We start from the raw sequence: 20558 nt of genomic DNA, 5'->3' as shown, positions 1-20558 counted from the left end.
GGGGTCAGCCTGGTCCCGGGGCCGGCCGCCGGGTGAGGGGCGGGATCGCCAAGGCCGGGGGTAATCTCGCCACACGTGAGGACGGCGAGCGGTACGCGGTCGGCGGCCCGGGGCCGGGGACACCAGGGGGTACGGGAGCGATGGCGGAGGCGGCGCGGCGGGCGGAGGACGGTGCGGGTCCGGGCGCCGGACCGGGTGCGCTGCGGGTCGGGGTCCTGGCGTACCCGGGCTGCTTCGCGTCCGAAGTGTTCGGCGTCCCAGACCTGTTGACGATGGCCGGGCATGTCGCCGGCCCGGACGCGCCCGGCTACCGGGTGTCGGTCGCCTCGCCCCGCCGCCGGGTCACCGCCTCGGGCGGCGCGAGCCTGGACGTGCGTCCCCTGCTCGAGGTCGACGTCCTCGTGGTCCCCGGCTTCGAACTGCGCCCGGACACGGACCTCGACGCGCGGCTCGCCCGGCTCGCCCCCGAGATCGCGGCGATCCGCGCGCAGGCCGCCGCCGGCACCGCCGTCGTCTCCCTCTGCGTCGGCGCGTTCCTGCTCGCCGCGGCCGGGCTCCTCGACGGGCGCCGGGCCACCACCTCCTGGCTGCACGCCGGCGAGCTGGCCCGGCGCTGCCCGAGTGCCGACGTGCGACCGGAGCGCCTGGTCGTCACCGACACGGGGGTGACGACCACGGCCGCCTTCAGCGCCATGTACGACTTCGCGCTGGACCTGATCCGCCGACACGACGGAGCCCGGGTGGCCCGCACCACCGCACGGTTGGCGCTCGTCGACGACGCGCGGACCTCCCAGACCCCGTACGTCGACCCGCGGCTCCTCCCGCAGCCCGGCCGGGAGTTCTCCCAGCAGGTCATGCGGCGGCTCGACCAGAACCTCGCCGAGCGGTACGACCTCGCCGCGCTCGCGGACGCCTTCCGGGTCAGCAGCCGCACGCTGTTGCGGCGCTTCGCCGAAGAGACCGGACACAGCCCGCTGGCCCATCTGCAGGCCTCCCGGGTCCGCCGCGCCCGCCATCTTCTGAAGACCACCGACCGTACGGTGGCCGCCGTGGCCGCGGCCGTCGGCTACCAGGACCCCGGCACCTTCGCCGCCCTCTTCGCCCGCCACACCGGCCACCGCCCGAGCGTCTACCGGGCCGCATTCCGCCGCACGGGCCGGGCGTCCGCCCTGGACGGCGGCGTCTAGGTTCTGTCTCCTTGGTCATCCGGCGGCGGACTGCGGCGCTCACCTCCGCCAGGACATCACGAAAGCCGTCATCGTCGATGACACGCGTGGCAGGATCTGGGTTCGATGTCCGCGAAGGCCCATCCCGTTGACCTCCCTGATCACGGATCCTGGTCTCCCGACACACGAGGGTGTGATACTTGGAGTAGCGGCACGGCTACGTTTGGTCCCCTACCCCCTGGCCACAGCATGCCGCGGCGGGCGCTACTGCCGTCATATACGGAAACCATGGGAAGGGACGGCTCTGTGGTGCGGGGTCCCACGCATCACCGACTGCCATCGAGTCGCATTCCTCTGCAGGAGGTCCTCATGGACTACTTCGACCTCGGAGCCTTCACCCGCCCCGTCTCGACGCGTTCGCCCGAAGCACAGTGCTGGTTCGACCGGGGCCTTGTGTGGTGCTACGCGTTCAATCATGAAGAGGCGGTCACCTGCTTCGAAGCGGCTGCTGCCGCCGATCCCGGCTGCGCCATGGCGTACTGGGGCATCGCCTATGCCTTGGGCCCCAACTACAACAAGCCGTGGGACGTTTTCGACGACGCCGATCTGCGGCGCACGGTGGCGCGGACGCACGAGGCCGTCGGACGAGCGCAGGCACTGGGCGACCGAGCCACGCCGACCGAGCGCGCTCTCATCCAGGCGCTGCACGAGCGCTACCCCAGCGCCGACAGCGCGGCAGACCGTTCCATCTGGAACGAGTCCTATGCCGAGGCCATGCGCGGCGTGTACGACCTCGCACCGGACGACATGGACGTCGCCACTCTCTACGCGGACGCGCTGATGAACCTCACACCATGGCAGCTGTGGGACCTGCGGACAGGTGAACCAGCCGCCGGCGCGCGCACCTTGGAGGCGAGGGCCGTCCTCGACCGCGCATTGCAGACCGAGGCGGGCGCCGGTCACCCGGGGGTCCTGCACATGTACATCCATCTCATGGAGATGTCGCCGACCCCGGAGAAGGCCCTCGCCGTCGCCGACCGGCTACCGGGACTGGTACCGGACGCGGGGCACCTGCACCACATGCCCTCCCACCTCGACGTGCTGTGCGGTGACTACCGGCGGGTGGTGGCGGGCAACAGCGACGCGATCAGGGCGGACGAGAAGTACCTGCGCCGGGCCGGCGCGATGAACTTTTACACGCTGTACCGCTCGCACGACTACCACTTCAAGATCTACGGAGCGATGTTCCTCGGTCAGTCCAGGACTGCCCTGGAGACGGCGACGCAGCTGGAGGCGTCCATCCCTGAAGAACTGCTGCGGGTGGAAAGTCCCCCCATGGCCGACTGGCTGGAGGGGTTCCTGGCCATGCGGGTTCACGTACTGATCCGTTTCGGCCGGTGGAACGACATCCTTGCCCTGGCCATGCCCTCCGATCCCGATCTGTACTGCGTCACCACAGCGATGCTCCACTACGCGCGCGGAGTGGCGTACTCCGCGACCGGGGCGGTCGCCGAGGCCGAGATCGAACGAGAGCTGTTCCGTCGCGCAGCCGCACGGGTCCCCGAATCACGGACGTTGTTCAACAACACCTGCCGGGACATCCTGGAGATCGCATCCGCCATGCTCGACGGCGAACTCGAGTACCGCAAAGGCGAGTACGGCCTGGCGTTCGCCTCCCTGAAACGCTCCATCGAGCTGGACGACAATCTGCCCTACGACGAACCGTGGGGCTGGATGCAGCCGACCCGGCACGCCTACGGAGCGCTTCTCCTGGAACAGGGGCGGGTCGAGGAGGCCGAGGCCGTATACCGCGCCGACCTCGGACTGGACGACACACTTCCTCGTGCCTCCCAGCATCCCGGAAACGTCTGGGCCCTGCACGGCTTCCACGAGTGCCTTGTGAGGCTGGGCAGGACGGGGGAAGCCCGGATCGTCGCCCAGCAGCTCACCGTGGCCGCCGCGCTCGCGGACGTTCCCGTCGAGGCGTCATGCTTCTGCCGCCTCGATACCGCAAACGCGGGCAGCGGCTGCTGCTCCGCCTGAAGCACTGGCCCGCGCAATGTGCGGTGTCACAGCTCCCCTGCCGCCTGCCGCCTGCGAGGAACGCGATTCAGGATCCAGGACAGTGATCGGCCTAGATTCCTTCTACGGTCGGTCCATGACCACTTCGTCGCAGAACCCAGCCCTGTCTCTTCCGGGCGTGCGCGGAGAGCTGCTGCACGCACTCGCGGAACAGCGGGCGTTACTGCTGATCACCGTGCGCGACATCACCGACGCCCAGGCCGCGGAGCACACGACCGTGAGCGAACTTACCCTGGGGGGCATTCTCAAGCACCTCACCCGGGGTGAGCAGGTCTGGACGCAGATCATGGTCAAGGAGGACGGAGAACTACCGGAGGGCATGCTCGACCTGGAGCAGTACCGCATGGTCGAAGGCGAGGCGCTCGCTGGGCTGCTGGAGCAGTACACCGCCGCTGCTCAGAGGACCGAGGAGGCCGTGGCCGCCCTGCCGGACCTCGACCGGAGCATTCCCCTTCCCAAGACCCCGTGGTCCCCGCCGGAGACCGTCCGCTGGTCCGCACGCCGGATCCTGCTGCACTTGATCAGGGAGACAGCCCAGCACGCCGGACACGCGGACATCATCCGGGAAGCACTCGACGGGGCCAGCACCACCGCTCAACGGTGACCGCCCACAGCCGGCGATCTCAAGGAGTCCCCACGCGATCGGCGCCTTGCCGAAGAAGGCAACACCCTGCCGACAGCCGCCCCCGCCGAAATACCCACCGGCAGGGCTTCACCGTCAGCGCCAGGCAACACGCCGGATCCTGGGGAGTGGATCAGTACGCGGAGTTGACGTTGTCGATGGAGCCGTAGCGGTGTGCGGCGTAGTTGGCGGCCGCGGTGATGTTCGCGACCGGGTCCGTGACGCTGTGGGCGGTCCCGGCGACGTGGTAGGCGTTGAAGGTGGGGTCGATCACCTGCAGCAGGCCCTTGGACGGGATGCCCTTCTGCGCGTTGACGTCCCAGTTGTTCTGGGCGTTGGGGTTGCCGCCGGACTCGCGCATGATGTTGCGGCGCAGGCCCTCGTAGCTGCCGGGGATGCCCTTCTCCTTCATGACGGCCAGGGACTTCTTGATCCAGCCGTCGAGGTTGTTCGCGCTGCCGGCGGCACCGGGGTCTGCCTGGCCGTCTCGCGAGGCAGCCGTGACGCTGTGGGCGCTCTGCGGTGCCTCGGCAGCGTGCGCGGAGGCCGGCATCAGGGTGAGGGCAGCGGCCGCGGCGCCGGTCGTGGCGATGCCGGTCAGAGCGAGGGAGCGCAGGCGGGCAAGGCGGCGGGGGGCGGTGATCGCGGTCATGAGAGAGGGTCTCCTGTGTGGGACGTCTTTCGAGGCGCCGGCCGGAAGTACCGGTCGCGGCCTGCAGGGCGTCGGGGCGAGGCCCTGTGCTGCACGTCGCGGCGGCGCGTCCGGCGCTCAACGCCCGGTCGGCTCTGCGGCTTGCGGCAACGACCAACATGATTAGCGGCCCGCCGGGACCAAGACAAGAATGTGACCTACTACCCAGCTTAGGAGAAATGCACCAAAACGGTCATTTGGCAGCTTTCAGTCCTGCTTGCCGCGATGCTCCTCTACGGTCCTGCTTAGGACGTGATATAGCCCCTATGGGCCGCGTCACCCGTTTCCCGGGGAAATCAGCCCCAGCCCGGCCGTCGCCAGCCCCCGAGCGTCGAAGATTTCGGGCAGGTAGCGCTGCTCGACCACCCGGCGATCGGCAAGACCTTCGAGGTCTTCTACGAGGACGGCTCCGCCGACAGCGGCCGTGAGCCATCCGGTGCTCAGGGAAGTACGGCGCCCTCGCCGCTGCGCGAGGAGGGCAAGGGGTACGCCGACCAGGGCGGCGCCTGCCGTCATGGCTGTACGAGCCAGGCCGGCGTAGGTCTCACTGTGGGCGACCGACTCGGCCAGCAACGAACCGATCGACACCGATACGCCGACGCCGACGCCGCCCACGACCTGGGCTGCCACCAAGAGCCGGACCGTGCGCTTTTGAACAGCGCGCACCGGCGCCTCGGCCTGCCACGGCACCGCGCGTGCTTCTTGGGATGCGGTCACGTACCAGCACTCCTTCTGGAAACCAACCGGTTGACATGGGCGCGGGTGCTCGGAACGGCGGGCGTCGCCGCTACGGCGTGTGCTGCTCGCTCTCCTGCCGCGAGGGCACCTTCGATGTGCCCGGCGTGGTGGGTCGCTGTCTCGGTCGATGCCCAGTGCAGTCGGCCGTGCAGCGCCGGCCGCTGGTAGAGGGGGTGGCCGAAGAGCGAGTAGTCGGTCAGATGCTGCGCGGTGGAGGGGGACGTCCACTCCTCGGCACTCCAGTTCTGCACGTGCAGGACGTGGGGGCCGGCGGCGTCCGGCCCGAAGAGCCGTGCGAGCTGTGCGGTGACGGCGCTGCCGAATCCCGTGCGGACGGTGCGGGCGTGCGCGAATCCGAAGAGTGCGGCGGGGCGGCCGTCGGGCCCCGACATGTCGTGTATCTCCTGCAGCGGGCCGGTCCTGCTGAACGCCGCACCGGCCGGCCCCTCCTCCCGCCAGAACGCGGCCGGGTAATGGGCGACGACCTTGACGACGGCCCCCATCCAGATCGGGGTGGACCGGGCGAGGCGCACGAGGTCGGCGGGCAGCGCGTTGCCGAAGTCGATGCGTTCCAGGGCCAGGGCCGGTGGGACGGCCAGGATGACGTGCTCGGCGTGCAGGGTTCCGGCCGGGGTGAGCACGGCAAGGCCACCCCGGCTGTCCGGCTGGATCGTGGTGACGGGTGTGTTCAGCCGCAGGGAGTCGGCGGGCAGCGCGGCGGCGAGGGCGGCGGTGATGCTCTGGGCACCGGCGGCGAAGCGGCGGGAGGGGGCGTCGACCAGGTTGCCGGCGAGACGGCGGACACCGGTGGTTTCCTGCAGGAGGGTGTCGCCGGCGAGGTGCTGGTCGAATGTCTCGATGCCGCTGCGTGCGGTCAGGTTCCGTACACGCTCCTCTCCGTCCCAGGACCAGGTGGCTCCCAGGCGCGGTGGCCGCGGCCAGTCCGGAGGCGCCGGTGACGGCGGCGCGGAGCGGCCGGAAGGGCCGGATCACTCGTTGCGGGCGGTGTCCGGGACGACGCGGAAGCGGGGGGCTCCGGATCGCAACCGGGTCACGGCTTCGCCGGCCTGCTCCAGCGGCATGCGCTCGACCATGGGCCGTACGCCGTTGGTGACGGCGAACCGCATCGCTTCTTCCGTCTCGCGCGCGCTGCCGGTCAAATGCCCGGTGAGGGTGTGGCCGTTCATCACGAGGCGGGCCGCCGGAACGGTCACGGATCCGGCGTCGACGCCGACGAGGGTGAGCCGGCCGTGCACATTCAGCCCGGTGAGCAGTTCGTCCGAGGGGGCCGTCGAGGAGGCGGTGTGGACGATGAGGTCGGCGCCGCCGAGTTGCTCCAGGGCGGCTCCGGGCGCCTGGGCGGTGCTGTCGATGTAGTGGTGGGCGCCGAGGTCGCGGGCGAGCGTCTCGCGGTCGCTTCCCCGGGCGATGGCGATGGTCTCGTAGCCGAGCTTCGCCGCGAACTGCACGGTGAGGTGCCCCAGGCCGCCGAGCCCGAAGACGGCGACGCGACCGCCCGCGCGCGTGCCGGCCCTGCGGACCGCGTTGTAGGTCGTCACCCCCGCGGAGCCGAACGAGGCGGCGTCGAACGGGTCGAGTTCGTCGGGGATGCGCGCGAGCGCGTCAGCAGGCACGGTGACGCTCTGGGCCCAGCCGCCGGGGTAGGACTGGCCGGGGATCTGGCGTTCGGGGCAGTGGACGACGTCGCCCGTCCGGCAGAACGCGCAGTGCCCGCAGCTGCCGCCGAACCAGCCGACGGCCACGCGGTCCCCGACCGCCCAGCCTTCGACCCGCTCGCCCAGTTCGGCGATGACGCCGGCGACCTCGTGCCCCGGGGTGACCGGGAAGGACGTGCCCGCGCCGGTGGCCGCGGCCGTGGCGATGTCGGCGTTGCACACGCCGCTCGCCGTGACGGACACCCGGACCCACGTGCCCGTCGGCGATGCCGTCTCGGCAACACACGGGTGAAGAGGGCCCCGGGGCTCGGTCACGAAGCTGGGCCTGGGCTCGGCCATGGTCCCCCGCTCCAAACTCACCTCGCCCGAGGTGCCCCACCGGCCACTGGTGAACGAGGGACGCGAGGTTCAGATCTCCTTCGAAGCGGTCTGGAGCGCCGACTCCCCACTGGCCGCGGACCTGCTCCGCCTTGCCGACAGCCTCGCGGCCGTCCGTCATGTGGCCGGTGGCCTGTCCCCACTGCTGAGGGCGGCACCCGGGGTGCGCGTCTACGACACCGTCTGAACGTTTCCCGGAACCGTCGCCAGACCCTCGCTCCGGCCCTGTCAAGGACCGCCCGCGCCCGCCCCGGGACGCGCCCCCTTCCCCCCGACACCGACAGGTGGAGTCATGCACTGCCTCACAGCTCTGCTGAGCGAGTACGACCGTGCCCGCGCCTACACCGATGACCTGTGGAAAGACCTCACCCCTGACGAGGTGACCTGGCGCCCGCACGAGGACTCCAGTGCCATCGGCTGGCATCTCGGCCACCAGGCCCACGTCGCTCACTTCATGATCCGCAACCTGACCGCGGCCGAGCCCAGCCCGGACCCGGAACTGGACGCGCTCATGGACTCGGCGAATCCGGAGAAGTTCCGCGGCGCGCTGCCCACCGTCGAGCGGCTCACCGCGTTCCGGGACACCGTCGCCGAACGCGTCCACGCCCGCATCGGAGACATCGCCGCCGGCAATGTCGGTGCCCCCACCCAACTGACCGTCGTCGGCACCTACCTGCTGACCGCGCTGATCAACCACGAGTACCAGCACGACCAGTGGATCAGCGAGGTCCGCGCCGACAGCCTCGGTCACGCGCTGCCGCCGGACCCGGCCTCGGACCGGCTCAGCCGCGTCGACGGCTACCTCGTCCTCGACCCCCATGCCTGACCACCGCACCGGACACCTTCCCCCCGTCAACGCGGCCGGTGTCTTCGCCCCGAAGCCCTTCCTGGAGCACACGCCCGAGGACTACGACCGCCACCAGACCATCAACCGGGCCTTCTTCTTCCTCACCCAGACCGTCGCCGACAACATGATCGCCCGCGGTGCGAGGGGAGCCGTCGTCAACATCGGCTTCATGTGGGCGCACCAGGCCGTCGCCGCCACGCCGTCGTCGGCGTACTCGATGGCCAAGGCCGGACTGCACTTGCTCACCCAGCACCTGGCGATGGAACTCGCCTCGCACGGCATCCGCGTCAACGCGGTCGTCCCCACCCTCGTACGCACGCCGATCTACGAGGAGTTCATCCCCAAGGCGGACGTCGACTCCGCCCTCGACCGCTTCAACTGCTTCCACCCCCTCGGGCGCACCGGCACGCCCGACGACGTGGCGGCCACGGTGGCCTTCCTTCTGTCGAGTCGCGTCCGGGCAGGGCACGTTCTAGGTCAACGGTTCGTGGCGGGGCGGCTGCCGGCTCACCGTGCAGACCGACGCGAGCAGCCACCCTCGGCGATCAGCGTGTGCTGATGCAGAAGGGATGCCCAGCCGGATCGGTGAGAACCCGCGCCTTGTCCCCGTGGGGCTGGTGATCCGGCTTGCCCGCACCCAACTCCAGCAGCCGGGCCTCTGCTTCGTCCAAGTCCTCCTCGATCGTGAAGCAGATATGCAGCTGCTGGGGAACGATCTGGTCGGGCCAGCTCGGAGCCCGGTAGTCGTCGACCCGTTGGAAGCCGATGAAGAGTCCGAACTCACCGTTGAGGCCCGCGAAGTCGGCGTCCGACTTCGGGTGCGGTTCCAAGCCGGTGGCCTGCTGATAGAACGCCGCCAAGGCCGGCGGGTCAGGGCAATCGAGCGTTATCGCAACCAACTTCATCTGCAGGGACATGGCATCTCCGGCCGGTCGGTGGACTTCCGCGATCAACACCTTAGAGCCGGCCGCCCACAGCTGAGCGGGCCGCGTCGTGCGGTGCCGCGGGGACGATGCGCTACTGATCTGCTGAGTGCTTGGCCAGCGCTTCTCGGTGGATCCACTGGAGCAGGGTGGGGTGGTCGACGGTGGTGATGACGCTGATGGTGGTGTGGACGTGGCGGTCGTCGTCCAGCTGGGCCAGCAGGGTCGCGGCCAGGTCCGTGCGGGCGGTGAACCTGCCGTCGGCGTGGCCTTCGACGAGGGTGTAGTCGGTGACGCACGGGAGGTGGTAGAGCCCGCTCGGGCGGACGATCGTCCAGTCGAGACCGCTGGCCGCGACCAGGGTCTCCATCCGCCGCATGTCGTCGTACAGGGTTTTGCCCAGCACCCGTGTCACATAAGGCAGAAGCACTCGGTTGAACAGGAACCCGCCGTCGGAGTAGGGCCGCGGGTCGACCCCGCTGGAGCTGACCACGGCAAGTCGGCGCACCCGGTGGCGTTGCATGGCGGTGACGATGTGGGCCGCTCCCCGGGAGTAGGTGCTGATCGGCTGCTTGCCGGCGGGGACGCCGAGCGTCGACAGCACCGCGTCCTGACCTGCCACGGCCGCGTCGACGGCTGCCGGGTCGAGTACGTCGGCGCCGGTCACCTCGAGCCGATCGTGGCGCAGCGGGAAGGAGTCCGGCTGCCGGGTGACCGCGGTGACCTGATGTCCGGCGGTGATCGCCTGGCCCGTGAGCAGGCGGCCGGTGGGGCCGTTGGCCCCGAAGACGGTGATTCGCATGCCGGTTGTTCCTGGCTGTGCCGGTTACGGCACGTGTCGGCCGGCGGGCCGGGCGGGGGCGCGCAGGGGGCCGAGCGCGTGGGTCCAGGCCAGCAGTTCGTCGACCAGTGCGTGTATCCGTGCCCTGTGCAGTTCTCGTGGCCGGAAGTCGGTGAGGTCGACGAAGTCCTCGCGCAGCGACAGCGCCACCTGCGGTCCGATGTCGGCCATCCGGAGCACGCCCGCCTGTGCGCGTAGCTTCTGCACCGCCATGACCGCACCGAAGACGCCGTACCCGACGTAGGCGACCGGTTTGCCTCCCCACTCTTCGTGGAGGTAGTCGATGGCGTTGGTCAGGGCCGCGGGGGGCGCGGTGTTGTATTCGGGGGTGACGACGACGAAGGCGTCGTACGAGCCGATCCGTTCGTCCCATCGCCGCGTGTGCGGCTGCCGGCCCGGTGCCGCGCGTGCCGGTACGGGTTCGTCGAGCAGCGGCAGCGCGTAGTCGGCCAGGTCCACGAGTTGGAACTCGGCCGTGTCGCCCGCATGTCGGGCGGCCAGGTCTTGTACCCATCTGGCTACGCGGTGGCCGTTGCGGCCGGGGCGGACGCTGCCGATGATGATGCCGATCGTTGTCATGGGCGATGCCTAGTCCTTGTCCTTCTCATTGCCCTTGTAGCTGGGGCGCGTCATGGGGTGGCGCGGCACGTCGCCGCCGGTGGCCGTGGACTCCTGCCGGGGTCTCTCCGGGGGATGCCGCTGCCTGCCTGGTTGCCGTGGGCGGCGCGGCTCAGGGGCTCCGGTGGGACCGGCTGACGCTGTCAGTCGGGGCTCGCTGGGCCTGCTGCGTGTCGCGCAGGACGGCCCAGGCATCCGCCACGGGGCCCATATGTCCGAGTTTGTCGGGGTTGCTCACGGTGCGGATCGCCTGGATCTGACCGTCGAGGATGTCGAGCGTCCAGGTGTTGACGACCTTGCCGTCCCGATCGCGGAAGATCGCGCCCGGCTGACCGTTCACCTGGTGCGGTTCCACGATGCCGCCGATGCGCATGAAGGGCGGCAGGAGGGTGGTGAGCACCTGAGTCACGTGGCCCGCGCCGAAGAAGCCCGCGGACCACTGCGGGGCCTTGCCGCCGCTGTCGGCGATGAGCTGGACGTCGGCGGAGAGCAGCTGCCTCAGTCCGTCGACGTCCCCTTCGGTGACGGCCTCGAAGAACCGCGTGGCGAGTTCCTCGCGTTCGCGCCGGTCGGCCTCGAACCGGGGCCGGCCTTCGTGCATGTGGCGGCGGGCCCGTACGACCAGCTGGCGGCACGCAGCCTCCGAGCGGCCCACCGCCGTGGCGATCTCGGGGAAGCCGAAGGCGAACACCTCCCGCAGCACGAACACCGCGCGTTCGAGCGGGGAGAGCCGTTCGAGCAGGAGCAGCGCCGCCATCGACACCGAGTCGGCCAGCTCGGCCGAGCGCTCGGGGTCCTGGTACGGATCGGCAAGCAGCGGTTCGGGGAACCAGGGCCCGACGTACTCCTCGCGCCGGACGCGGGCCGAGTGCAGCACGTTGATCGAGATGCGGGTGACCACGGCGGACAGGAACGCCTTGGCCGAAGTGGGGGGTGTCGGGGACGCCTCGTAGCGCAGCCAGGCCTCCTGGACGGCGTCCTCGGCCTCGGCCACACTGCCCAGGATCCGGTACGCGATCGAGAACAGCAGCGGCCGCAGCTCCTCGAACTCCTCGGTCTTCCCCGTGCTCCCGGTCACGCCAGCTCCTCCTCGAAACCCGTGCGCCACGACGGATGGCGCAACTGCCAGCCGAGTTCGCGCTTGGCCTTGGCATTGGTGAAGCCGCGCCCCTCGGTCATCATCACCACGGCCTGGTCGCCGGCCAGCAGCCGGGCCAGCCACACCGGGATCCGCATCGGCCGCTTCGCTCCCGCGCATGCCGCCAGGTGGGGCAGCCACTCGCTCGCCGGGGCCGGTTCGTCGTCGACGATGTTGTACACGCCTGCCGCCTTCTGCTCCACGGCCAGGACGGTGGCGCTCGCCGCGTCGTCGAGGTGCACCCACGAGCTGTAGCCCGTGCCCCGCCCGATGAGCGGGTACTGCCGTCTGCGGACCAGTTCGACCTGGTCGTCGATGGCGCCCGGACCGTAGAAGGCGCCGTAGCGCAGGAACGCGCCGCCGGCCCGCAGGACCCTTTCCTCGGCGTACCGCAGAGTCTCGAGGCCCGCCTGTGCCGCCGTGCCCTCCAGCACGTCCAGCGGATCCTCCTCCGTCTTCACCCACCCGCCCTCGCGGATGCCGTTCCAGGAGGCGTAGCCCTGCGCGACGACATGGGACACCTCGGTCGCCTCGGCCGCCGCCAGCAGGTGGTCCGTGCCTGCCCCGCGCAGCCGGTTGGTGAGGGCGAACCATCGGTCCGGGTGCTTGATGTCGGGCTTGCCGGCGTGCCCGAGGGAGATCGCGGTCATCTGGTGCACGATCACGTCCGGCCGGGCCTTGGCCACCGCCTCCCCCACCGACGCCGCGTCCAGCCCGTCCATCACCACTCCGTCCGCGCCCAGCCGCGCCAGCATGCCCAGCTTGGCCGCGCCCGTCGTGGTGGCCGTCACCTGGTGACCGCGGGCCAGGAGCTGCGGCACCAGCCTCCGCCCCAGGACCCCTGTCCCGCCTGCCACGAACACCCGCATGACCATCACCTTCCCGATGTGAGCGCCTGTCTCCACCTCACGAGACAAGACAGCCCGGCCATCTGTGACATGGCGCGGAAGACCGTGTGCGGAAAGCGCCCCGTAAGGGGCCGGCGCCGAGAGCAGGCCGGGCCGGCCTCACCGTCCCGCGACGAGCAGGCGACAGCCGCAGTCCATGGCCTCCCGGCCGGGCAGGTCCGCGTGCCGGTGCCGCCGGGCCCCCGAGGCGAGGCCCTCGCGGAGCCGACGATCGCCGGCTCGACCCGGCTCGACCACGGACGCTGCGCGCGCTCGGCGAGGGCGGCGCGGCTGCGTGGCTCCTTCACCGGTCGGCACGGACGGCCGGCAAGAGCGTCCCGGCAGGGCGCGGCAGCCTGGCGGTTCGTCAACGGATACGAGACCGCCGACCGCTCCGGCACCGCGGTCGCTCCCGGCAGCGATGCGAACACGCCGGGTGGACTCCTGAAGGCCCGCCGAGGCCTGTGGCTACTCGACCGCCGGGTCCTCCTGGGAGCAGTGCACGGCCCGTCGCACCGCTTGCTCCACCTCCTGCCGACTGCTTCCGGTCGCCTCGGCGTGCGCGGCGATCGCCGCCTGCACAGCGTCCGACGCCGCGCGCCAGCGGCGCGACTGCTCCTCGTAATCGTCGCCGGTGAGGCCCGCGAGCTTGGCACGCTCGACTTCGGCTGATCGTTCGAGTCCGACCAGTTCCTCGGGGATGTCCGTCACGTGCACGGATCCTAGGCGGCAGGCCTGGCACGCCGGCCCTCGGACGTACCGCCCGATCGGGTACAGCCGTCACTGAACGCGGACCGGGTTCTCGGGCCGCGGTTTTCCCGGGCCGCGGCCCGCGATCGTAATCACCGGCTTCTTGGGTACCCGTCGCGACGGGCCCGGGTCCGCCCGGAGGCCGACGGTGATCGGCCCGTACAACGGAGGCGCACCAATGAGCACGCACAAGAAGTCGGTGGACGTCAACGTCCCCGTCAACACGGCCTACAACCAATGGACGCAGTTCGAGGACTTCCCCCAGTTCATGGAAGGGGTCGAGGAGGTCAGGCAACTCGACGACCGGCACAATCACTGGACCACCAAGATCGGTGGAGTGCGGCGGGAGTTCGACACCGAGATCGTCGACCAGCTTCCCGACGAACGCATCACCTGGCGCAGCACGACCGGCGACACCCGTCAAAAGGGCATGGTCCGCTTCGAGCGCCTGGACGACACCCACACCCGGGTGGAGCTGGTGATGGACGTCGAGCCCAGTGGCGCCGTCGAGAAGGTCGGAGACCTGCTCGGTACGATCGACCGGCGCGTCAAGGGAGACATGAACCGGTTCAAGCAATACATCGAAGAGCGCGGGGCGGAGTCCGGTGAGTGGCGCGGCCGGATCGCGCCCGGGGACTCCGGCCCTGCCCTCTGATCCCGCTCAGCCGCGCGGGAACGCGGGCGCCCCGGCGGGCTGCCGCCGGGGCGCCACCCACGGACCCGCTCACGAGCGGTCTCACCGACCGGTGCCTCGCCGTCCCTCCAGGAAGGCGGTGAGTGCCTGGGCGACGGCGGCAGGGCATTCGATCGGAGGGTAATGGCCCACCGGGGGTGGTCCGGCGAGTTCCGCCACCGTGGCCTCGGGCATGCGTTCGCGGATACGTGCGAGGACGTGGGCACCGCTGATCGGGTCTGCCGGTCCCCAGACGAAGAGGGTCGGCCCTTCGTAGGATTCCAGGGCGCCGATCCAGCGGTCGGCATGCTCGCGACGCTCGTCGATGTACCGCAGCAGCCGGGGGGCAAGGCGGTGCCCGTCCCGGTCCCTGACGGACGACCAGAGATCTCGAAGGTCCTCGTCCGCGACGTCTCCGCCGAGAATCCGGCGCAGCGAGGAGACGAATCGCCGTCGCGTGGCGAGCGGGGCGAGCAGAGGACCGAGGGGGCCGTGGAGGAGACGCTGGATCCGCACCGGCCGGTGCAGATCGTGGTAGAGACCACCATTGAGCCATGCCATGCGGGTGACGCGGGCCGGGTCGCGGGCCAGCAGCTCCTGGGCGACACTGACGCCGTAGTCGTGGGCCACCAAGGCGGTCCGGTCCACACCGACGGCAGACCACACCCCCTCGACCAGTGAGGCCTGTTCCAGGACGGAATAGGCGTGGCCCCGGGGTTTGTCGCTCGCACCGAAACCGAGCAGGTCCACGGTGGTGACACGGTTGCCCGCCTCGACGAGCCGGGGGACGACGGCCGCCCAGTCGTGGGACGAGGTGGGGAACCCATGGATCAGCGTGACCGGACGGCCGTCGGGAGAGCCGTCCTGACGGACGAACAGTGAGTGCCCGCGAACGGTGAGGTGGCGTCCGCCGGCTGTCCACTCGGGCAGGGGCGGCAGGACACGGCGTGTCATGGGGTCTCCGATTCCGTGGTGCGGGGATGCCCGAATCCTCGGAGGAGCGCGCGCAGCCCGAAGTCGAACTCGGCTTCCGCGTCCGGCACGTTGAACAGTTCGGCATGGCGCTGGACGACGGGGTAGGTGTCGGGCGGCAGAGAGGCGAACAGTGCCGTCATGTCCCTGCGCCGAGCCGGAGTGCGGGCGGCGCCACTGCCCGCCCAGACGGCCGCGCCGATGACGAAGTGGGTGACCGTGAGGTAGATGTGCACGGCGGTCTCCGCCGGCCAGCCGGCGCGGAGGAGCGCCGCCAGGGCGTGGTCACGGGCGCGCAGGGCGTTGGGGCCGAGGAGCTGACCGGTGGTCATCAGGGGCGCCACGGCCGGGTGGGCGGCGAGCACCCTGCGGAATTCGCGTGCGCTCCGCTCCAGGTCGGCCGGCCAGTCCTCGCCCAGCACGGGAAGTTCCACCTCGCCCAGTACGTGGTCGACGAGTTCGACCAGCAGAACGTCCCGGCTGGCGACATGCCGGTAGAGGGAGGTGTGCCGTACCTGGAGCAGGTCGGCCAGCTTGCGCATGGTCAGCTCGTCCAGGCCCTCGCGGTCGACGAGTTCGAGGGCGGCACGGGTGATGCGTTCCAGGGTCAGCCCGCCCGGGCGCGGCCTGCGGCGGGCGCGTTCCGCGTAGCGGTCCTGCCACCAGGCCGCGCTGCCCGGACCGGAGTCGACGGCGTGCGAGGGCTCGGGGCCGGGGGTGCCGGCGACCGTCATGGGCTGCTCCTGCCAGGGATGCGTCCACTGGACGCATTCTTACGCGTCCACTGGACGCATGACAAGAGCCGGTCGGCCTCCGTCGCGTCCCGGTCCCGTGGCCGGCAGCGGGTCGGCGGCTGCGGGCCCAACGGCGGACGAGGGCGTCGTGAGCCGTCGGCGGGGTCACTGCCCGGAGGCCTCCAGCACCTCGTCGGCCGACGCGAAACGGTGCTCCTCCGGCCGCAGCACTTCGTAGAGGTGACCGAAGTACTCCGTCTGCGCCGTCCCCGTGAGTACCGCCAGCAGGAAGGCGAGACACCCGGTGTCGTGGTGCTCCCACAGTGGGCCGCGTCCCTCGTTGTAGAGCACCGTCCATTCGTCGGGATGCCGGCCGGGCCGCACCAGCCAGTACAGGAACGCCCCCGTGCCCTCCTCGAACGCCCAGGGCAGGACCCGGGCGCCCGGCTCCTGCAGTTCGCCGGGCCTGTCCTCCCCCGCGTCCCACAACCCGGCCAGGATCTCGGCCCGTTCCGCGGTCTGCGCGTGCAAGTCGCAGTCGTCGTAGGCGGAGTCGGGGACGAGCAGCCAGACCGTCTCGTCGAAGATCCCGTCGCCGTACTTCTCGACCAGCTCCTTGTAGTCCGCGGGCAGAGCTGTGCCGAGGGCACGTTCGGCCTGCGCCCAGTCCACGGTGGGCGGTGGGACGGCCGGCGGTGGGCAGAGGCGGACGAGATCGTGGAGGGTGTTCACGGGACGAACGCTACTGGACATGCGAAACGCCCAGGGGCGTGCCGGTTCCGTTCCGCGACGGACCCGGTCCTCCACATGGGTGACGCCGGGATGCGATGTGTGCACATTTCCGTACGGTCGGTTGCAGGGCCGGGACATGCCTTGGCCTGGACGTCAGGAGGCTCGACATGCGTCGCATCAGCTCGACACTCGCCACCCTCGCCGGCGCCGGGGTGCTCGCACTCACCGTTCCCGGCTCGGCCCTGGCCGCGAACGGGTTCCTCGAGATCGACGGAGTCGTTCACGATCACCCGCATGGCTGCTACGAGATCCCGAAACTGTCAACCGTCTTCAACTTCACGGACATACCCGCTCTGGTCCACAACGTTCCGGGCTGCAAGGGTGGTGTCGTCCGGATCCTCCCACCCGGGCTGGCCGTGCAGGTACCCGGAACGCACAGCGTCTTCCTCGGTTGACCGGTGGTGGGTTCCCTCTGGTTCGAGGCAGGAGCAGGGATCAGCGTCCGTAGCGCTCGCAGCGCAGGGGCTTGTGGAAACCGTCGGTGAGGCAGACCCGCACGACCGCTGCTCCGCCGGGGACGTCCGCCGGCACGATGATGCTGAAGCGGGCGCTCGAGCCGCACACGATGTTGTCGCTGAGCCCCTCCCCCAACTGCCCGTCATGGCTGTCCAGGGTGTACGCCCGGGTCGCCCGGCAACTCGCCACGTCGGCCGCTTGCCACGGGGGCGCCCAGCAGCGTCACTCAAGTCCGGCAGTACCGCCCGAACTCATGGCCCGCAGCACTGTTCCCCCTTCGAAGGCGAACGACCAGCCCGGAGATCGTATGGGTGCTGGTGTTCAGCCCGCCCGGCCGCCGGGGGTGAACGTGACCGGAAGCCGCACCGGGCCGCGAAGGCCGCCGGGCCGCCAGCTCAGCTCGGTCGGCGGCACGGCCAGGGCGAGATCGGGCAGGCGGCGCAGCACCGTTCCGATGGCGATCTGGCCCTCCAGCCGGGCCAGTGGCGCGCCCAGGCAGTAGTGGATGCCGTGCCCGAAGGCCAGATGACCGTTGTCCTGACGGGTGATGTCCAGTCTGTCGGGGTCGGGGAACCGTGCCGGATCACGGTCGGCGATCGCGGACGCGACGACCACGGTCGCGCCACGCGGGATGGTCACGCCCGCGATCTCGACGTCTTCGCGCGCGAAGCGGACGATGCCCGGGCTGACCGGGCCGTCGTAGCGGAGGAACTCCTCGATCGCGGCCGGCAGCAGCTCGGGGTGCTGCCGGAGCAGGGTCAGCTGTTCCGGGTGGGTGAGGAGCGCGGCGATACCGCTGCCGATCAGGTTGACCGTCGTGATGTAGCCGGCCACGAGCAGCAGGAAGGTCATGGCGATCAGCTCGTCCTCGTTCAGCCGCCGCTCCTCGTCGCGGGCGCTGATCAGCGCACTGAGGAGATCGTCGCCGGGCCGGGCGCGCTTGGCTTCGAGGTGCTTCGTCACGTACGCGCGCATCTGTTGCCACGCCTCGTCGACGACGGCCGGGTCGGGCATCTCCTCTCCGCGGACGACCAGGGTGTCGGTCCATCGCTGGAAGTCATGCCGGTCGTCCACCGGTACGCCGAGCAGCTCGCTGATGACGGTGACCGGCAGGGGAAGCGCGAAGTCCGCGACCAGTTCGGCCCGGCCGGCCGGCAGCACCGCGTCGAGCAGCCGATCGGTGATCTCCTCGACGCGGGGCCGCAGCTCGGCGATCCGGCGTGCCGTGAACGCCTTCGAGACCAGGCGGCGCAGCCGGGTGTGATCGGGCGGGTCGGAGCGCAGCATGTTGCTCATCATCGATTCGCGCTCGAAAACGGGCAGCTGCTCCATCAGGCGCGGGTCGGAGGCGTCACGGACATCGCTGCTCAGCCTCGGGTCGCCCAGGGCGGCGAGCCCGTCCTCGTGGCGGGTGACCACCCAGGCGTCCAGACCGCCGGCAATGATCGCGCGGCGGACCGGGCCGTCCTCTCGTAGCTGTCGGTAGAGCGGGAAGGGATCCGCGACGAAGGCCGGATCGGCGTAGGGAAGTAGGACTGGCTGCCGGCTCATCACGCCTCCCCGGGCACGCGACGACCGAACGCACCCTTTGTTGAATCCTAAGGGTGTTTGTGTCATTTGTCCGAATTATGGCGTCTGTGCAGGACCGACGGAGCGGGGGCCGATGCCGTGCAGGTCCGGCGACGGTACCGGCCCGAGCGTGGGTCTGCGTGGTCCGGCTCAGATCCAGGTGTCGAGCGCATTCTGCTGTGCCAGTCGGTGTACGGGATCGTCTGCCCGGTGTAGAGGGGGAAGAAATAGATGAAGTTCCACGCGATGAGCAGGACGAGCACGCCCGCGGCCACCGCTCCCCCGATGCGGCGTCTGCCGGTCGCGCCCGGCGGCCCCAGCAGGGCTCCCACCATCATCGTGACGGCCAGGCACAGGTACGGCACGAAGACGACCGCGTAGAAGGAGAAGATCGTTCGGTCCTGGTAGAGGAACCAGGGCAGATAGCCGGCACCCACCGCACACAGGATCGCACCGGCGCGCCAGTCGCGGCGCAGCGCCCAGCGGTGGAGCAGGTACACGAGGGCGCAGCATGCCGACCACCACAGGAGGGGTGTGCCCAGGGCGAGGACGGTCTGTGAGCAGTCGGCGGTGGTGTGGCAGCCGTCGTGTCCGGGTTTGGGTGACTGGTAGTGGAACAGCACGGGGCGGCCCAGGACCAGCCAGCTCCAGGGGTTGGACTCGTAGGTGTGGGGCGAGTGCAGCCCCACGTTGAACTGGTAGACGTTGTACTCGTAGTGCCACAGGCTGCGCAGCGGGGCGGGGATCCATGACCAGGTGCCGCCGCGGCCGTCGGCCCAGTGGCGTCCGTAGCCGTTGTCGGAGAGGAACCATCCGGTCCAGGTGGCCAGATAGGTGACGACGGCGACCGGGACCAGGGAGAGGAACGACCAGCTGAGGTCCTTGCGCAGTACCGCGCGGTAGGGGTGGTGGGCTCCCGCGATGCGGCGGGCGCCGGCGTCCCACAGCAGGGTGAGGATCACGAAGAAGGCCAGGACGTACAGGCCGTTCCATTTGGTGGATGCCGCCAGTCCCAGGAAGAGGCCGGCCATGAGCCGCCAGATGCGTACGCCCGTCCCGGCGTGGTCGCCGGTGTGTGCGTCCGGACGTGTACGGCCGTCCTCGCCTGCCGGCAGGGCTGCCGCGAGCCGGGCTCGGGCGTGGTCCCGGTCGATCAGCAGGCATCCGAACGCCGCCAGGACGAAGAACATGACGACGAGGTCCAGCAGCGCGGTGCGGCTCATCACCAGGTGCAGCCCGTCCATCGCCAGCAGCGCGCCGGCCAGGCAGCCCAGCAGTGTCGAGCGGAACAGGCGGCGTCCTATTCGGCACAGCATGAGCACCGACAGGGTGCCCAGCAGGGCCGTCATGAAGCGCCAGCCGAACGGGGTGAGGTCGAACATCCACTCGCCGAGGGCGATCACCCACTTGCCCGTCGGCGGATGCGCGACGAAGGCCCCGGTGTCGGAGAGCGGAATCGACTGCGGGTGGCCGAGGATCTGCGGGTCGGAGACCGTGCGGTCCGGCCAGGTGCCCTCGTAGCCGAGCCGCAGCAGGGACCAGGCGTCCTTGGCGTAGTAGGTCTCGTCGAAGACGACCGCCCGCGGCCGGCCCAGGTGCCAGAAGCGGACCGCCCCCGCCAGGACGGCGACGAGCACCGGGCCCAGCCAGTCCATCACCCGCGCGACACGCTCCACCCGCGCCGGGCCGAAACGTGTGAACCCCCACAGACGCGCCGACGGCTTCGGAAACGGCGGCACGAGACGCTCACGGATGTCGGCCCCCGGCCGTGCCACGTATCCGAACCGGCGAAGCCGTTCACGCCAGTTGCCGGGCGCCGGTGCGGGACATGTGTCGTCGAGGACAGGGGAACCGGTCGCGTTGCTACTCGTCACCGGACGACCATAGTTGAAACGTGTGGCGTCCGGATCCGGTCTCACCGCCGGCGTCGCGGCCGCCCGGCTTCCTCGCCCGGACGCGCGTCGTCCACCGTCGTCTGTCTCCCGTCGCCCGTAGGTGTGACCCG

The 20558-nt window shown here is 70.4% G+C and carries 23 protein-coding genes and 1 pseudogene; 8 read left to right on the top strand and 16 right to left on the bottom strand.

Translation table 11 applies throughout. The annotated features are described in order from the left end of the window. Positions 1-140 precede the first annotated feature (140 nt). The 3 genes from ACZ5CW_RS26455 to ACZ5CW_RS26445 all read left to right on the top strand — a co-directional run bounded on the left by ACZ5CW_RS26455 (position 141) and on the right by ACZ5CW_RS26445 (position 3852). Positions 141-1187, top strand: coding sequence for a GlxA family transcriptional regulator (locus ACZ5CW_RS26455; RefSeq protein WP_468605490.1), 1047 nt, complete (start codon positions 141-143; stop codon positions 1185-1187). A gap of 348 nt (positions 1188-1535) precedes the next feature. Beyond that, positions 1536-3209: a tetratricopeptide repeat protein gene (locus ACZ5CW_RS26450; protein ID WP_468605488.1), complete on the top strand. Its 1674-nt coding sequence runs from the start codon at positions 1536-1538 to the stop codon at positions 3207-3209. A 115-nt stretch (positions 3210-3324) separates the two neighbouring features. Beyond that, positions 3325-3852: a DinB family protein gene (locus ACZ5CW_RS26445; protein WP_468605486.1), complete on the top strand. Its 528-nt coding sequence runs from the start codon at positions 3325-3327 to the stop codon at positions 3850-3852. A gap of 151 nt (positions 3853-4003) precedes the next feature. On the opposite strand, the gene ACZ5CW_RS26440 is transcribed toward ACZ5CW_RS26445, so the two are convergent. The 4 genes from ACZ5CW_RS26440 to ACZ5CW_RS26425 all read right to left on the bottom strand — a co-directional run bounded on the left by ACZ5CW_RS26440 (position 4004) and on the right by ACZ5CW_RS26425 (position 7218). Next, positions 4004-4522, bottom strand: coding sequence for a transglycosylase SLT domain-containing protein (locus tag ACZ5CW_RS26440; RefSeq protein WP_468605484.1), 519 nt, complete (start codon positions 4520-4522; stop codon positions 4004-4006). A 315-nt stretch (positions 4523-4837) separates the two neighbouring features. After that, complete coding sequence (locus ACZ5CW_RS26435) at positions 4838-5278, bottom strand: hypothetical protein (protein WP_468605482.1); 441 nt, start codon at positions 5276-5278, stop codon at positions 4838-4840. Beyond that, positions 5275-6081, bottom strand: a complete 807-nt coding sequence (locus ACZ5CW_RS26430; RefSeq protein ID WP_468605595.1) for a flavin monoamine oxidase family protein — start codon at positions 6079-6081, stop codon at positions 5275-5277. Before ACZ5CW_RS26430 ends, ACZ5CW_RS26435 begins: the two co-directional genes overlap by 4 nt. Positions 6082-6288: 207 nt before the next feature. Next, positions 6289-7218, bottom strand: coding sequence for an alcohol dehydrogenase catalytic domain-containing protein (locus ACZ5CW_RS26425; protein WP_468605480.1), 930 nt, complete (start codon positions 7216-7218; stop codon positions 6289-6291). A gap of 145 nt (positions 7219-7363) precedes the next feature. On the opposite strand from ACZ5CW_RS26425, the gene ACZ5CW_RS26420 reads away from it, so the two are divergent. From ACZ5CW_RS26420 to ACZ5CW_RS26410, 3 genes are all read left to right on the top strand, one after another. After that, positions 7364-7540 carry a hypothetical protein gene (locus ACZ5CW_RS26420; protein WP_468605478.1) on the top strand — a complete coding sequence of 59 codons (177 nt, stop codon included), beginning with the start codon at positions 7364-7366 and terminating at the stop codon, positions 7538-7540. Between the two features lie 105 nt (positions 7541-7645). Then, the gene (locus ACZ5CW_RS26415) at positions 7646-8179 is read left to right on the top strand and encodes a DinB family protein (RefSeq protein WP_468605476.1); all 534 of its coding nucleotides are present in this window, start codon (positions 7646-7648) and stop codon (positions 8177-8179) included. Continuing rightward, positions 8172-8759 carry an SDR family NAD(P)-dependent oxidoreductase gene (locus tag ACZ5CW_RS26410; RefSeq protein WP_468605474.1) on the top strand — a complete coding sequence of 196 codons (588 nt, stop codon included), beginning with the start codon at positions 8172-8174 and terminating at the stop codon, positions 8757-8759. Before ACZ5CW_RS26415 ends, ACZ5CW_RS26410 begins: the two co-directional genes overlap by 8 nt. On the opposite strand, the gene ACZ5CW_RS26405 is transcribed toward ACZ5CW_RS26410, so the two are convergent. The 6 genes from ACZ5CW_RS26405 to ACZ5CW_RS26380 all read right to left on the bottom strand — a co-directional run bounded on the left by ACZ5CW_RS26405 (position 8746) and on the right by ACZ5CW_RS26380 (position 13318). Further along, positions 8746-9117, bottom strand: coding sequence for a VOC family protein (locus ACZ5CW_RS26405; protein ID WP_468605472.1), 372 nt, complete (start codon positions 9115-9117; stop codon positions 8746-8748). The genes ACZ5CW_RS26410 and ACZ5CW_RS26405 overlap by 14 nt on opposite strands. 100 nt (positions 9118-9217) lie before the next feature. Then, positions 9218-9925: an NAD(P)-dependent oxidoreductase gene (locus tag ACZ5CW_RS26400; protein WP_468605470.1), complete on the bottom strand. Its 708-nt coding sequence runs from the start codon at positions 9923-9925 to the stop codon at positions 9218-9220. Between the two features lie 24 nt (positions 9926-9949). Then, positions 9950-10543, bottom strand: coding sequence for an NADPH-dependent FMN reductase (locus ACZ5CW_RS26395; protein ID WP_468605468.1), 594 nt, complete (start codon positions 10541-10543; stop codon positions 9950-9952). Between the two features lie 151 nt (positions 10544-10694). Next, positions 10695-11660: an RNA polymerase sigma-70 factor gene (locus ACZ5CW_RS26390; protein ID WP_468605466.1), complete on the bottom strand. Its 966-nt coding sequence runs from the start codon at positions 11658-11660 to the stop codon at positions 10695-10697. After that, a complete protein-coding gene (locus ACZ5CW_RS26385; protein WP_468605593.1) occupies positions 11657-12595 on the bottom strand; it encodes an NAD-dependent epimerase/dehydratase family protein in 939 nt (312 codons plus the stop codon). Before ACZ5CW_RS26385 ends, ACZ5CW_RS26390 begins: the two co-directional genes overlap by 4 nt. A 480-nt stretch (positions 12596-13075) precedes the next feature. Beyond that, positions 13076-13318, bottom strand: a complete 243-nt coding sequence (locus ACZ5CW_RS26380; RefSeq protein WP_468605464.1) for a hypothetical protein — start codon at positions 13316-13318, stop codon at positions 13076-13078. Between the two features lie 217 nt (positions 13319-13535). On the opposite strand from ACZ5CW_RS26380, the gene ACZ5CW_RS26375 reads away from it, so the two are divergent. Continuing rightward, on the top strand, positions 13536-14012 hold the full coding sequence (locus tag ACZ5CW_RS26375; RefSeq protein ID WP_468605462.1) for an SRPBCC family protein: 477 nt from the start codon (positions 13536-13538) through the stop codon (positions 14010-14012). An 81-nt stretch (positions 14013-14093) separates the two neighbouring features. Here ACZ5CW_RS26375 and ACZ5CW_RS26370 read toward each other — a convergent pair whose 3' ends face one another. The 3 genes from ACZ5CW_RS26370 to ACZ5CW_RS26360 all read right to left on the bottom strand — a co-directional run bounded on the left by ACZ5CW_RS26370 (position 14094) and on the right by ACZ5CW_RS26360 (position 16468). Then, positions 14094-14984 carry an alpha/beta fold hydrolase gene (locus tag ACZ5CW_RS26370; protein ID WP_468605460.1) on the bottom strand — a complete coding sequence of 297 codons (891 nt, stop codon included), beginning with the start codon at positions 14982-14984 and terminating at the stop codon, positions 14094-14096. Beyond that, positions 14981-15736, bottom strand: a complete 756-nt coding sequence (locus tag ACZ5CW_RS26365; RefSeq protein WP_468605458.1) for a TetR/AcrR family transcriptional regulator — start codon at positions 15734-15736, stop codon at positions 14981-14983. Before ACZ5CW_RS26365 ends, ACZ5CW_RS26370 begins: the two co-directional genes overlap by 4 nt. A 165-nt stretch (positions 15737-15901) precedes the next feature. Then, the gene (locus ACZ5CW_RS26360; protein WP_468605455.1) at positions 15902-16468 is read right to left on the bottom strand and encodes an SMI1/KNR4 family protein; all 567 of its coding nucleotides are present in this window, start codon (positions 16466-16468) and stop codon (positions 15902-15904) included. 167 nt (positions 16469-16635) lie between these two features. Between ACZ5CW_RS26360 and ACZ5CW_RS26355 the strand changes: the two genes are divergently transcribed. Further along, on the top strand, positions 16636-16923 hold the full coding sequence (locus tag ACZ5CW_RS26355; protein ID WP_468605453.1) for a hypothetical protein: 288 nt from the start codon (positions 16636-16638) through the stop codon (positions 16921-16923). Between the two features lie 40 nt (positions 16924-16963). On the opposite strand, the gene ACZ5CW_RS26350 is transcribed toward ACZ5CW_RS26355, so the two are convergent. From ACZ5CW_RS26350 to ACZ5CW_RS26340, 3 genes and pseudogenes are all read right to left on the bottom strand, one after another. Next, positions 16964-17173 (bottom strand): hypothetical protein, encoded by a 210-nt coding sequence (locus ACZ5CW_RS26350; RefSeq protein WP_468605451.1) that lies wholly within the window; start codon positions 17171-17173, stop codon positions 16964-16966. A 132-nt stretch (positions 17174-17305) separates the two neighbouring features. Next, positions 17306-18535: a cytochrome P450 family protein gene (locus ACZ5CW_RS26345; protein WP_468605449.1), complete on the bottom strand. Its 1230-nt coding sequence runs from the start codon at positions 18533-18535 to the stop codon at positions 17306-17308. 168 nt (positions 18536-18703) lie between these two features. Further along, a pseudogene (locus ACZ5CW_RS26340) lies at positions 18704-20427 on the bottom strand (dolichyl-phosphate-mannose--protein mannosyltransferase). Between the last annotated feature and the right edge of the window lie 131 nt (positions 20428-20558).

It is taken from the genome of Streptomyces sp. NPDC031379, from assembly GCF_055569615.1.
Note: the sequence above shows the minus strand (reverse complement) of the source record. Positions and strands in the feature narration are given on the sequence as shown.